The sequence below is a fragment of the Nakamurella sp. PAMC28650 genome, assembly GCF_014303395.1.
Taxonomy (GTDB): Bacteria; Actinomycetota; Actinomycetes; order Mycobacteriales; family Nakamurellaceae; genus Nakamurella.
Genome location: NZ_CP060298.1, coordinates 3,327,500 through 3,339,323, shown reverse-complemented (window position 1 = coordinate 3,339,323; position 11,824 = coordinate 3,327,500). Strand labels below are relative to the sequence as shown.

The window sequence follows — 11,824 nt, the reverse complement described above, 5'->3', positions numbered from 1 at the left end:
GTGGGCAGGGACGACTTTCTCCGGCGCTACTTCGACGAGGACGGCCGATTGCACACCATGCCTCGCAAGCAATCTCGGAAGCTGGCGGTGCTGGACGTGATCGCTGCCCGGTTCGTGCCGGGGGTGCACTACCTCGAGGTCGAGGTCAACCGCGAGCTGATCGGGCTCTACGACGACTACGTGACGCTGCGGCGGGCGCTGATCGACTTCGGGCTGATGGACCGGGCGGACGGCCGGTACTGGCGCTCCGGCGGCACCGTCGAGGTCTGATGGCCCCCGCTCGCCGGTTGCGCATCGTCGCAGCGGCCGCCGAACTGTTCGCCGCCGGCGGGTATCCGGCCGCCGGCATGGACCAGATCGGCGCCGCCGCCGGCATCACCGGGCCCGCCATCTACCGCCATTTCGATTCCAAGGCCGCGATCCTGGCGGCCGTCTTCGACGGGATCATCGACGCCGTCACCGCTCCCTCCCCCGTCGAGCAGGACGATCCGGCCGCCGAACTGCGCGCGCTCGTGCAGGTCTACACCGGTGCGGTGGCCTCGCGCCGACGACTGATGGCGGTCTTCGTCCGCGAGGTCCACCACCTGCCCGCCGAGCACCGGGCCAAACTCGACGAACGCCAGCGCACCCTGGTCGGGCGGTGGCGGATGCTACTGGGCGATGTCCACCCCGAGTGGGACCGAGAAGTCGTCCGGACGACGGTCCATGGCTGTTTCGGCATGCTCAACGCGCTGGGCACGTTCGACTCGGTGCTCCCCGACGATCAGCTCGCCGCCGCGCTGGGGGTGCTGGCCGCCCGCATCCTGGTGTTGCCGCCCTGGTCCGCCCCCGCCGCGACCGCGGCGACTTCCGCGACCCCATGAGATCCGGACGGCCGTTGAGCCGGATCGCCGGCGAACCCGGGTTCGACCTGTCGGCCGAGACGTGGCCCGGATCGATCCCCGCGGTGCGGCAGATCCTCGACGACGGGTTGGATCTGGGCGCCCTGACCATCCTGGTCGGCGACAACGGCGCCGGTAAGTCGACCCTGGTGGAGGCGCTCGCCCTGGCCTTCGGGATGTCGGCCGAGGGCGGATCGACCGGGGCTCGACATTCCACCCGCCCGACCGAGTCCGAGCTGCACCGGCATCTGCGGCTGACCCGCGGCGTCGGCGGCTCGCGATGGGGCTTCTTCCTGCGCGCGGAAACCATGCACAGCTTCTACACCTACCTCGAGGACAATCCCGGCCCGCGCGATCCGGCGTTCCACGAGATGTCGCACGGGGAGTCGTTCATCGAAATACTGGGCGAGCGGTTCGGCGATCCGGGTCTCTACGTCCTCGACGAGCCGGAGGCCGCGCTGTCGTTCAGCGGCAGCCTGGCCCTGGTGGGCGTGCTCCACGAGATCGCGAGGAGCACCACCTCGCAGGCGGTCGTCGCGACCCACTCCCCCATCGTGGCCGCGACACCCGGGGCTGATCTCTACGAGGTCGGGGACTGGGGGCTGCGCTCCTGCCCGTGGGAGGATCTCGATCTCGTCCGCAACTGGCAGTCGTTCCTGACGAGACCCGAGCGCTACCTCCGTCTGTTGCCCTGACTCCTGTTTGTCCGAACGGCCGCTTTCGCGGGAGCGTCAGTCGTTCTTCGCGGAGTCCAGGAACCAGCCGTGCGGGCCGGGCAGGGCACTGCCCTCGGCCGGACCGGTGGAGCCCGGAGCGTAGGGCAGCGGTGCCGGGCGATCGTCCAGGATGGCCGCCGAGGCTCCCCAGGCGTGGGACAGTCCGGTACTCGTGGTGAACAGGGACCGGTCCCCGATCGTCACGTCATGGATGAGCGAGACGTACGGCGGCAGCGGATCCCCGCCGGCCACGTCATCGAGCGAGAGGTCGATCTTCTGCTCGACCAGGTCCAGACCCGGTCCCGGGTTCTTCACCACGACGGACATCGACACCGATCCGGACCCGGCGAGCGAGAAACTCAGCACGGTCCCGTCACCGGGGATGCCGGACATCGGGCCGTCCGGCTTCTTCATCAGCAGCGACACTCGCTGGGCACTCTCGGCCAGGTACTTGCCGCTGCGCAGCAGGAACGGCACCCCGTGCCAGCGGTCGGTGTCCACCCACAGACGAACGGCGGCGTAGGTGTCGGTCGTCGACCCCTTCGCCACTTCCGGGAGGTCGAGGTAGCCATCGGCCTGACCCAGGACCACGTCCTCGGGGGCCAGTGGCCGGAAGGCCGACAGGACCGACTCCCTGGCGTCCTGCAGGTTCTCGGCGGAGAAGTCGATCGGCGGCTCCATCGCGATCTCGGCGGCCACCTGGAACAGGTGGGTGACCACCATGTCGCGCAGTGCACCGGTGGCGTCGTAGAAGGCGGCCCGATCGGCCACGTCGAGGACCTCGGGCACGTCGATCTGAATCTGCTCGACGTGCTCACGACTCCAGATCTGGCTGATCATCGCGTTCGCGAAGCGCAGCACGTGCAGGTTCTGGGTGGCCTCCTTGCCCAGGAAGTGATCGATCCGGTAGACCTGCTCCTCCTTCATCACCGACAGGACCAGCTCGTCGAGCCGGCTGAAGGATTCGGGGCTGGTCCCGTAGGGCTTCTCGTACACGACGCGCGAGCCGTCGAGCAGTTGATGGGCGGACAGACCCTTGGTGATGCCCTCGAAAGCGACCGGCGGGATGGCCAGGTAGTGGATGTAGTCGGCGTCGTCGCCGAGCAGCTGGTGTCCCTCGGCCAGCACGTCCAGCAGCGAGCCCGGATCGTCCTGGTCGAATCCCCCACCCGCGAACCGGAGACGCTCGGCGAAGTCGGACCACACCTTCTCGTCGATGGTGATGCCGCCGAACTCGTCCAGCGACTCGCGCACACTGCCCTTGAAGTCCTCGTGGGACACGTCGCCGCGGCCGTTGCCGATCAGCAACCAGGATTCCGGCATCAGACCGTGCTGGGCCAGTTGGTAGAAGGCGGGCAGGACCATTCGCTTGGCCAGGTCGCCGGTGGCTCCGAACAGGACGAAGACGGTGGGCTGGGATGACGGCATGTAACGACCCCTTGGAGTGAGCTCGAGCAGACGAAGACGACGACCACTGTTCCCTACCCGGACCGGGGCCAGACAATCGCGGGTGTCTGATCACCCACAATCGGCCCTCACCGGTGGGCAGAAATCCGGGGCTCCATGTCAGCTACGCCGGAATCTGTTGCAGGGACCAGGCATTGCCGTCGGGGTCGGACAGGAAGACGAACCGCCCCCACGCCATCTCCTGCACCCCGGTGACCGTGACACCCCGCGCGGACAGCTCGGCGTGCGCCTGATCGGCATCGGCGATGACGACCTGGATCCCCTTCACCGACCCCGGCTCGGCCTCCGTCAGCCCTTCGCCGAACGCGATCGAGCAGGCCGAACCCGGCGGGGTGATCTGCACGAACCGGAGTTCGTCGCTGACCCGCTGGTCGTGATCGAGGTGGAAACCCATCTTCTCGACGTAGAACTGCTTGGCGCGGTCGACGTCGGAAACCGGGATGATGATCAGTTCGATTCTGTAGTCCATGGCACGAGCCTAGGGCGGCACATCCGGGCGGCCGTCAGAGCGACAGGTAGCGCTGCAACTCGAACGGCGTGACCTGCCGGCGGTAGGCCTCGAACTCGGCCCGCTTGTTGCGCAGGAAGAAGTCGAAGACGTGTTCCCCCAGAGCTTCCGGAACGAATTCCGAGCGTTCCATGACGGCGAGCGCCGATTCGAGCGAGGCCGGCAGCCGGACGTAGCCGAGCGCGCGGCGCTCGGTCTCGCTCAACGACCACACATCGTCCTCGGCCGGGGCCGGTAGTTCGTAGCCCTCGCGGATGCCCCGCAGGCCCGCCGCGAGCACGACCGCGAACATCAGGTACGGGTTGCAGGCCGAGTCCGGAAGGCGGAACTCCATCCGCTGGCTGGAGGACTTGCCGGGTGAGTAGTTGGGCACCCGGATCAGCGCGGAACGGTTGGCCTGGCCCCAGGATGCGGTCGTCGGCGCTTCGTCGCCCAGGACCAGTCGCTTGTAGGAGTTCACCCACTGGCAGGACACCGCGGTGATCTCGGCGGCGTGCTTCAGCACGCCGGCCAGGAACGCCTTGCCCGTCGGGGACATCTGGTACTCGTCATCGGCGTCGTAGAAGGCGTTCTTCTCGCCTTCGAACAACGAGAAGTGGGTGTGCATCGCCGATCCGGGGTGATCCGGGAAGGGTTTGGGCATGAAGGACGCACGCACCCCCTGGGTGATGGCGACCTCCTTCACCACGTAGCGGAAGGACATGATGTTGTCGGCCATCGTCAGGGCGTCGGCGTACCGGAGGTCGATCTCCTGCTGGCCGGGGGCACCCTCGTGATGGGAGAACTCGACCGAGATGCCCATCGCCTCCAGGGTCTCGATCGCCCGACGGCGGAAGTGCGGGGCCACGTCGTGCGAGGACTGGTCGAAGAAGCCCCCCTGGTCGGCGGGCTCCGGTGAGCTGCCGTCACTGGGCAGATCCTTCATCAGGAAGAATTCGATCTCGGGGTGGACGTAGCAGGTGAACCCCATCGAGGCGGCCTCGCCCATCACCCGGCGCAGCACGTGGCGCGGATCGGCCCAACTGGGGCTGCCGTCGGGCATCGTGATGTCGCAGAACATCCGGGCCGAGTAGACCTTGCCCTCCTCGGTCTCCCACGGGAGGACCTGGAACGTGGAGGGATCCGGCTTGGCGATCATGTCCGATTCGTAGACCCGCGCGTAGCCCTCCACCGCGGAGCCGTCGAAGCCGATGCCCTCGCTGAAGGCACCTTCCAACTCGGCGGGTGCCACCGCGACGGACTTCAGGTAGCCGAGGACGTCGGTGAACCACAGTCGGACGAAGCGGATGTCCCGCTCTTCAAGGGTGCGCAGGACGAACTGCTGCTGACGGTCCATGGCCCCCACCCTATGTACGGAGTATTTCGGGCGTGTTGCCCGGGTGCGCTGAAGTACGGTGACCCGATGATCGGTACCACGATCGACTCGCAGGGTGTCGACTTCGAGATGCCCCACCGTCCGGGGGTGACCGGGATCGGTCTGGAGGTCGATTGGTCGCTCGGCACGGCGAGCACCGAGTTCGTCAGGACCGGCGACCGGTGGCGGCTGCACCTGCCCCGACCGGCTGTCGACCGGATGGAGTACCAGCTCTCGGTCAGGTCGGCCGACGGCACCTCCTGGGTCACCGACCCCGGCAACCCGGACCGGGTCGCCAATCCGTTCGGCGACAAGTCCGAGATCCGCTTCCCGGAATACGTCCCGCCGCAGTGGCTCACGACCGAGATTGTCGGCAGGACAATCCATATCGCCACACCCGCCATGCGACTGGCGGCGCCGGTCCCGGTCACGCTCTGGACGCCACCGGACCTGGACCCGGCGACGCCGGCCCCGCTGCTGCTGGCCCACGACGGATCGGACATGGCCACCCGCGGCGCGCTCCTGAGGTGGGCGAGCGCGGCTGTCGCCAGACGGCCGTTCCGGGTCGCCCTGCTGGACCCGGCGCCCGGCCTGCGCAACGACTGGTATGCCGCGTCCACGACCTACGCCGACCACCTGGCCGCGGTGCTGCTGCCGGCCATCGGGCAGCAGGTGGCGATCGGCCACACCGTCGGGCTCGGCGCCAGCCTCGGCGCGCTGTCGATGTTGCTGGCGGCGCACCGTCATCCGGCGCTGCTCGATGCCCTGGCCCTGCAGTCCGGCTCGTACTTCACCACCGCTCTGGACGCACAGGAGAGCGGCTTCGAGTTCTTCGCCCGGATCTGCGCAGTGGTCTCCGACCTGGCCGACAGTTCTGCCGGGACCGGGGGGCGGGTCCTGATCACCTGCGGTGCGGTCGAGGAGAACCTGGCCAACAACGAGATGATGGCCGCCGCGCTGTCCCGGCAGGGCTTCCGGGTCCAGCTGCATCTGGTCCGCGACGCACACACCATGATCGGGTGGCGGGACGCCTGGTCGCCCGGCCTGGAACAACTGCTGAGGACGCGGCCGTGACGCGCACCGAATACCACCACCTGGACGCTCCGTCGACGGGCGGCACCGGCGAGATCGCGGTCCACGGCCACTGGGGGCGACCGGTGCTCTGGTTCCCGACCGAGGGCGGACAGGCCCGGGAGTTCGAGCAGAAGGGCATGCTCGACGCGCTGGGGCCGGCCCTGGACGCGGGCCTGGTGAAGATCTTCTGCGTGCCGTCCTACGACGGGGCCTCCTGGTCGGACCGGGACATCTGCCAGGGCGACCGGGCCAGGGCGCACCGGCGGTTCGAGGACTGGATCATCTGGCAGGTGGTGCCTTTCATCCGCGAGAACTGCGGTGGCCGTGAGGACATCGTCACCGCCGGCCCGTCGCTGGGGGCGTTCCACGCGGTGCTGTTCGCTCTTCGTCACGCGCACGTCTTCCATCACGCAGTGGCGTTCTCCGGGTCCTACGACCCGTGGAGCTGGCACGGCTGGGGCGATTCCGACGCCGACACCTACCTGACCGACCCGATCCAGTTCCTGCCGCGCACCTTCGGCGGGCACCTGGATCACCTGCGGGCCCAGCTCCACCTGACGCTGGTCGTCGGCAGTGGTCAGTGGGAGGACAGCACCGGCGCGAACGCCTCCACCCGGCAGCTGGCCGACATCCTCTCCGACCGGCAGATCCCCCACGAGCTGCACGTCTGGGGCCCGGAATGGCCGCACGACTGGTCCAGCTGGCGGGCCCAGGCCGCCGTCCATCTCCCTCCGCTGGGCTGAAATGATCAGCCGATGACGCCCGCCCGCCGAGACTCGACCCATCACCTCATCGGTCTGCTGCTGGGGACGGAGGACGACTGGCCGAGGGCGTTCGAGACCCTGACCCGCCGGCTCGGCCCGGTCGGTCACCAGGGACGTGAGCACCAGATCAGCACCGAACGGCTGACCATCGAGCCGTTCGACCTTCGCGACCCCGTCCGGCACGACCTCGTCATCGACCGGCTGGCCTGGTGGTACTTCCACCCGCGGGAGTGGCTCAAGAAGGCCGCGCTGGTCAACGACACCTACCTCCTGAACAACCCGTTCACCTTCCAGGCCATGGAGAAGCACTCCGCCTACTGCGCGATGATCCGGCTCGGCTTCGACATCCCCAGCACCATGCTGGTGCCCTACAAGAACCCCCTGGACCACGAGAAGTGGGCGTACACCGCCGGTACCTACAACCTGCCGTTCGACCTGGACGAGGTCGCCGAGCGGGTCGGGTACCCGATGTACATGAAGCCCTTCGACGGCGGCGCCTGGCGGGGGGTCTCCCGCGTCGACGACGTCCAGGCGCTGCACCGGGCCTACGACGAGTCCGGCCAGATGCTGATGCACCTGCAGGCCGCGGTCTCCCCCTTCGACGCCTTCGCCCGGTCGCTGACCATCGGCCCGGAGACGAAGATCATGAAGTTCCGCCCGGAGCTGCCGATGCACGACCGGTACGAGGTCGCCCACTCCTTCCTGCCGCCGGAGGCGGGGATGGAGATCCTGACGCTCTCCCGCACCGTCAACGCGTTCTTCCGCTGGGAGTTCAACTCGTGCGAGGCCTTGGTGACCGGGACCAGGGTCCAGCCGATCGACCACGCGAACGCGTGCCCGGACATCGCGATCACCTCGCTGCACTACTACTTCCCGTGGGCGATCACCCAGCTGATCTCCTGGTCGGTGTTCTGCGCAGTCACCCATCGTCGGCCGCGGGTGGACACCACGTCCAGGGAGTGGTTCGACGTCGCCGACGATCCGGACCTGTCGTGGAACGACAAGCTCGGCCGCTACGGACTTCTCGCCGACCAGTACTTCCAGGCCGACGAGTACCGGGAGTTCTGCTCGACCTCGCTCGCCTCGCTGCCGGCCATGGTGCGCGACTGGGTCGACTCACCCGAGTTCGACGCGCTGCTGGTCGAGACGGTCCGCAAGGGCTACCCGGCCGCCGAGCACGACCGGTTCATCGCCCACTTCCGCGGGCTGATGACGCTCTGGGTCGACGACCAGGGCTAGGAGCAGGTCGGGGCGGCCGTCGGTAGGGTCAGCGACTCGAGGTAGGCATTGCCGATGTCATCCACGCAGCTCAGCCCGTTGCTCAGGTAGGAGGTATGCCTGACGCCCTTGACGGTGAGCAGGGTGGCATTGATCTGCTGGGCGAGGTCGACACCGTCCTGGTAGGGGGTCGCCGGGTCCCCGGTGGTCGAGACGACCAGGGTCTTGGGCAATCCCGAGATGTGGAGCGTGTGCGGCAAGGTGGTCGGAGGAACCGGCCACAGCGCGCAGATGTCGAAGATCGCGCCGGCCGGGTCGCCGGTCGCGCCGAACGGCCCGGCCGCGGCGACGGCGGCGTTGAACTTGGTGACCTCGGCCGGATCAGTCTTCCGCGGACCGTCGACGCAGCGCACCGCGTTGAACGCTTCCTGCTCGTTGGAGTAGTGCCCTTGCGCATCGCGCCCGTTGTAGCTGTCGGCCAGCTGCATGAGAATTCGTCCGTCACCGGCCTTCAGCGCCAGCAGTCCCTGCGCCAGGGCGGTCTGGAACTGGGTGAAGTACAGGCCCCACGTGACTCCGGTGATCGCGCTTGCGAAGGTGAGCGTTCGACCGCCCGCGAGGGCCAGCGGCTTGTCCAGCAGTGGCCGGACCAGCCCCTGGAAGATGGCCAGCGCCTTCGACGGATCCGTGCCCAGGGCACAACCCGGTGAACTCGTGGCGCAGTAGGCCGCGAAATTCTGGAACGCGGTCTCGAATCCCTTCTGCTGGCCCAGGGCACTGCTGGCCGGATCGACGTTGGGAGCCTCGACGCCGTCGAACAATATGGCGCGAACGTTCTTGGGGAATTGTTCGGCATACTCCCAGCCGATCTGCGTGCCGTAGGAGAACCCGAGGTAGGAGAGCTTCGAATCACCCAGGACCGCCCTCAGCACATCCAGATCCTGTGCTACGTCACGGGTTCCGATATTCGCAAAGAATGTCTTGCTGTCGATCCCCTGAGCCTTGCCGGTGTTGGCCAGACATTCCGAGACGATCTGTTTCGTCAGGGCATTCGCCGCATCGACGTCAGCCTGGTTGCGCGAGCGTGTGTCCGTGGCGAAGGTCTTGTCCTTCTCGGCATCCGTCTGACATTGCACGGCGGGCAACGAGGAGCCGATGCCCCTCGGATCGATACCCACCAGGTCGAACTTCTGGTTCAGCCCGGCCACCGTTTTCTGCGCTGCGCCGGCATCGGCGGCCGTGTCCCCGACCACATAGGACGCCAGCCATTCCATCCCGGAGGAACCGGGGCCGCCCGGGTCGGTCACCAGTGAACCGATGCGGGCGGATCGGTCGGTGGCGACCTTGCGGAGCACCCCCATCGAGACCGTTTGTCCGGTCGGGTTGCTGTACGCCAGCGGAACGGTCAACCGGGCGCACTGGATGTTCGGATCCCCGTACAGGCTGGTGGCAGCGGCGTCCGTCGCGTAACTGGCGCACGGACCCCACGCCAGTGTCTGGCCGTAGAACTTCTGCAGCCCGGCGGGCACTGCACCGGCCCCGGTCGGCACCGGACCGGTGCTCGTCGTCCCCGCGGGCGTCGGGACGGGCGCGCCGGAGGTGGTCGCCGTACCGGACCCACCGGGCAGGACGCTGGGCTCGGTGATCTGGCCGGCCGCGGAGCCCGTCGTGGTCGGCGGGGTCGTCGCCGTGCCGACCACCGGTCGCAGCGCAGAGCCGGAGATGCTGGAGCAGGCTGCGAGCAGGACGAATGCGCTCAGGAGTGCGGCATGACGGAAGGCTGGGCGGGTGCGGAGCGACCGACGTCGCGGGGAGTGCATCCTTCGATCATGACACCGCGGTCTGTGGGCGGGTCGTCGGCGCGCGCCGAGCGGTCGGTGATCGCCTGGAGCTTCGCGGCGCTCTCGTGCCACGACAGGGCAGTGACCGCGAGCACGATCACCAGCGCGCCCAGGGCCTGTGACCAGGTCAGCGAACCGCCGATGGCCAGCCCGACGATCGCACCGGTGACCGGATAGGCCAACTCGGCCAGGGTCGCCCGCGACGCCGCCGTCTGGCGCAGCCCGACGTAGTACAGCATCATCGCCAGCAGGCCGGGGACCAGGGCGAGCCCGATCACCGATCCGGTACTGCGCAGGTCAGGCAGCCAGAAGCGGTCGCCGGCGAGCAGCACGATGACAGCGGCCGTCGGCAAGCCGAAGGCGAACCGGAGCGTGGTCAGCTCGAGCGGGTCGATTTCGGTGGCGACCAGGCGTCCGAGCACGGTGCCGCCGGCCCACAGCACCGCTGCTCCGAGCGCCAGCATCACCACCCCGAGGCGGGACACCGTGACGTCCAGCGGATTCGGGAAGGCCAACAGCCAGACGCCGACCACGGCCGGCACGGCGAACAGGGCGAACCGGGTCCGCACCTTCTCGCCCAATACGGTCACCGCCCCGGCGATGGCGAACAGGGGCTGCAGGTGTTGCACCACCACGGGTGTCACGTAGTCGCCGTGCTGGCTGGAGATCCGGAACGCGATCGTGAACAGGGTGGTCGCGACGGCCGAGGCTCCGGCACCGATGCCGATGACGGCCCAACGTCCGCGGGCACCGGTACGGGCGAACGCGCGGAGGGCGCGCGGCAGGAAGGGCAGCAGCAGCAGCACCAGCACCCGGTGCTCGGCGAAGACCAGGGTCGGCGCCGACACCTGCCGGGCGAGCGACTGCCGGAAGAACGCGTCGGTCCCCCACAGCGCGGCGCCGAGCGCCACCAGCCACGTGAGGTCCCGGGCACGCGAGGAGATGATCACCCCGGCTTCAGCGCCCGTCGCCGCCCCGCCATTCCCGATCCTCCTCCGACTTCTGGGCCTCGCGGTCGTGGACCCCCTGCAGCGCGTTGGCGGCGGACTCCCGGTCCGGGTAGGGGCCGAGCAGGTCCTTGGCCTTGCTCTGGCCCTCCTCCTCGACCTGATGCGTCTTGATGTTGTAGTAGAAGGCCGTGTTCCGGCCGATGTCGTCACCCATGGACGCAGCCTGCCACACCGGTCGCCCGGCCGTCTAACATGGACAGGTGATCGAATGGTCGAGGTATCGGCTGAACGGTCGGTACTTCACCCCCCTCGGCGAGAACGGCATGGCCGAACGCTTCCCGACGATCTGCCCGCGGGGCCACCCGCTGGGACCCGACACCGTGCTGGTCGGCTCCTACCCCTGCCTGTGCGCCCATCGACCGCATCGCACCTGGCGCTGCTGGACCTGCGACTCGGGGCGGGTCGACTCGGTCTGGGTCTGGCCGCCCTGCATCCACCACCCGGAGTGGACGGCGTGGGCCATCTGATCGAGCCGACCCTGCGAATTCCTGACGTCTGGGTGGACGAGTTGGTCTGTAAGCCGGGTCCTGTTCCCGGGGGCCTCTCGGCGATCCCGTTCGGCGACCATCCATCTCGGCGTGCCGTTGCCGACACGCTCCAGCGGTTCACCCGCAAGCTCGGGCGGGCCGCCCTCGAACGCCTGCGCACGCTCAACGGTACCGAAGCACCGCAGGCGCTTTCAACCTTGCTCCGGGTGGGGTTTACCGAGCCGCACCGGTCACCCGGCACGCTGGTGGTCTCTTACACCGCCGTTTCACCCTTACCCGTGGCGCTCCGGTCCGAAGACCGGACCACTCGTGGCGGTCTGTTCTCTGTGGCACTTTCCCGCGGCTCGCGCCGGGTTGCCGTTGACAACCACCCTGCCCTGTGGAGCCCGGACTTTCCTCGGCGGACCGGACGGTGGAGACCTCCCGGTTCGACGCGGTCGCCCGACCAACTCGTCCGCTGGTGAACTCTACCGGCCACGGGAACCCGGGCCTGACGGTATCGT

General features: G+C 68.4%; 13 protein-coding genes and 1 other RNA gene. 7 read left to right on the top strand and 7 right to left on the bottom strand.

Annotation, left to right across the window (positions count from 1 at the left end; genetic code table 11):
- From H7F38_RS15130 to H7F38_RS15120, 3 genes are read left to right on the top strand one after another with little or no spacing between them, the layout of a single operon-like run.
- Positions 1 to 270, top strand: coding sequence for a DUF2087 domain-containing protein (locus H7F38_RS15130; protein WP_222618099.1), 270 nt, complete (start codon positions 1 to 3; stop codon positions 268 to 270).
- Complete coding sequence (locus H7F38_RS15125) at positions 270 to 863, top strand: TetR/AcrR family transcriptional regulator (protein ID WP_187090637.1); 594 nt, start codon at positions 270 to 272, stop codon at positions 861 to 863. Before H7F38_RS15130 ends, H7F38_RS15125 begins: the two co-directional genes overlap by 1 nt.
- The gene (locus H7F38_RS15120; protein ID WP_187090636.1) at positions 860 to 1,576 is read left to right on the top strand and encodes an AAA family ATPase; all 717 of its coding nucleotides are present in this window, start codon (positions 860 to 862) and stop codon (positions 1,574 to 1,576) included. Before H7F38_RS15125 ends, H7F38_RS15120 begins: the two co-directional genes overlap by 4 nt.
- A 36-nt stretch (positions 1,577 to 1,612) precedes the next feature.
- Here H7F38_RS15120 and H7F38_RS15115 read toward each other — a convergent pair whose 3' ends face one another.
- From H7F38_RS15115 to glnA, 3 genes are all read right to left on the bottom strand, one after another.
- On the bottom strand, positions 1,613 to 3,025 hold the full coding sequence (locus tag H7F38_RS15115; protein WP_187090635.1) for a glucose-6-phosphate dehydrogenase: 1,413 nt from the start codon (positions 3,023 to 3,025) through the stop codon (positions 1,613 to 1,615).
- 142 nt (positions 3,026 to 3,167) lie between these two features.
- Entirely contained in the window at positions 3,168 to 3,533 is a 366-nt protein-coding gene (locus tag H7F38_RS15110; RefSeq protein ID WP_187090634.1) for a glyoxalase superfamily protein, read from the bottom strand.
- A gap of 34 nt (positions 3,534 to 3,567) precedes the next feature.
- Complete coding sequence (glnA, locus tag H7F38_RS15105; RefSeq protein ID WP_187090633.1) at positions 3,568 to 4,908, bottom strand: type I glutamate--ammonia ligase; 1,341 nt, start codon at positions 4,906 to 4,908, stop codon at positions 3,568 to 3,570.
- Between the two features lie 66 nt (positions 4,909 to 4,974).
- Between glnA and H7F38_RS15100 the strand changes: the two genes are divergently transcribed.
- The 3 genes from H7F38_RS15100 to H7F38_RS15090 are packed head-to-tail and all read left to right on the top strand — an operon-like array spanning position 4,975 to position 8,003.
- Entirely contained in the window at positions 4,975 to 6,000 is a 1,026-nt protein-coding gene (locus H7F38_RS15100; protein WP_187090632.1) for an esterase family protein, read from the top strand.
- Complete coding sequence (locus H7F38_RS15095) at positions 5,997 to 6,743, top strand: esterase family protein (RefSeq protein ID WP_187090631.1); 747 nt, start codon at positions 5,997 to 5,999, stop codon at positions 6,741 to 6,743. The genes H7F38_RS15100 and H7F38_RS15095 overlap by 4 nt, the downstream gene beginning before the upstream one ends.
- A 12-nt stretch (positions 6,744 to 6,755) precedes the next feature.
- On the top strand, positions 6,756 to 8,003 hold the full coding sequence (locus H7F38_RS15090; RefSeq protein WP_187090630.1) for a RimK family alpha-L-glutamate ligase: 1,248 nt from the start codon (positions 6,756 to 6,758) through the stop codon (positions 8,001 to 8,003).
- Here H7F38_RS15090 and H7F38_RS15085 read toward each other — a convergent pair.
- From H7F38_RS15085 to H7F38_RS15075, 3 genes are read right to left on the bottom strand one after another with little or no spacing between them, the layout of a single operon-like run.
- Positions 8,000 to 9,802: an alpha/beta hydrolase gene (locus tag H7F38_RS15085; protein WP_187090629.1), complete on the bottom strand. Its 1,803-nt coding sequence runs from the start codon at positions 9,800 to 9,802 to the stop codon at positions 8,000 to 8,002. The genes H7F38_RS15090 and H7F38_RS15085 overlap by 4 nt on opposite strands.
- Entirely contained in the window at positions 9,739 to 10,773 is a 1,035-nt protein-coding gene (locus H7F38_RS15080; protein ID WP_222618098.1) for a DMT family transporter, read from the bottom strand. Before H7F38_RS15080 ends, H7F38_RS15085 begins: the two co-directional genes overlap by 64 nt.
- 7 nt (positions 10,774 to 10,780) lie before the next feature.
- Positions 10,781 to 10,987 (bottom strand): hypothetical protein, encoded by a 207-nt coding sequence (locus H7F38_RS15075; RefSeq protein ID WP_187090628.1) that lies wholly within the window; start codon positions 10,985 to 10,987, stop codon positions 10,781 to 10,783.
- Positions 10,988 to 11,033: 46 nt separating this feature from the next.
- Between H7F38_RS15075 and H7F38_RS15070 the strand changes: the two genes are divergently transcribed.
- On the top strand, positions 11,034 to 11,300 hold the full coding sequence (locus H7F38_RS15070) for a hypothetical protein (RefSeq protein WP_187090627.1): 267 nt from the start codon (positions 11,034 to 11,036) through the stop codon (positions 11,298 to 11,300).
- Between the two features lie 33 nt (positions 11,301 to 11,333).
- On the opposite strand, the gene rnpB is transcribed toward H7F38_RS15070, so the two are convergent.
- An RNA gene (gene rnpB, locus H7F38_RS15065) (RNase P RNA component class A) lies at positions 11,334 to 11,774 on the bottom strand.
- Between the last annotated feature and the right edge of the window lie 50 nt (positions 11,775 to 11,824).

What these genes read in the sequence shown, in the direction of transcription:
- H7F38_RS15125 (WP_187090637.1), top strand. Translation starts at nt 270, where the DNA reads ATGGCCCCCGCTCGCCGGTTGCGCATCGTCGCAGCGGCCGCCGAACTG.
- H7F38_RS15120 (WP_187090636.1), top strand. Translation starts at nt 860, where the DNA reads ATGAGATCCGGACGGCCGTTGAGCCGGATCGCCGGCGAACCCGGGTTC.
- H7F38_RS15115 (WP_187090635.1), bottom strand. Translation starts at nt 3,025, where the DNA reads ATGCCGTCATCCCAGCCCACCGTCTTCGTCCTGTTCGGAGCCACCGGC.
- H7F38_RS15110 (WP_187090634.1), bottom strand. Translation starts at nt 3,533, where the DNA reads ATGGACTACAGAATCGAACTGATCATCATCCCGGTTTCCGACGTCGAC.
- glnA (WP_187090633.1), bottom strand. Translation starts at nt 4,908, where the DNA reads ATGGACCGTCAGCAGCAGTTCGTCCTGCGCACCCTTGAAGAGCGGGAC.
- H7F38_RS15100 (WP_187090632.1), top strand. Translation starts at nt 4,975, where the DNA reads ATGATCGGTACCACGATCGACTCGCAGGGTGTCGACTTCGAGATGCCC.
- H7F38_RS15090 (WP_187090630.1), top strand. Translation starts at nt 6,756, where the DNA reads ATGACGCCCGCCCGCCGAGACTCGACCCATCACCTCATCGGTCTGCTG.
- H7F38_RS15085 (WP_187090629.1), bottom strand. Translation starts at nt 9,802, where the DNA reads ATGCACTCCCCGCGACGTCGGTCGCTCCGCACCCGCCCAGCCTTCCGT.
- H7F38_RS15075 (WP_187090628.1), bottom strand. Translation starts at nt 10,987, where the DNA reads ATGGGTGACGACATCGGCCGGAACACGGCCTTCTACTACAACATCAAG.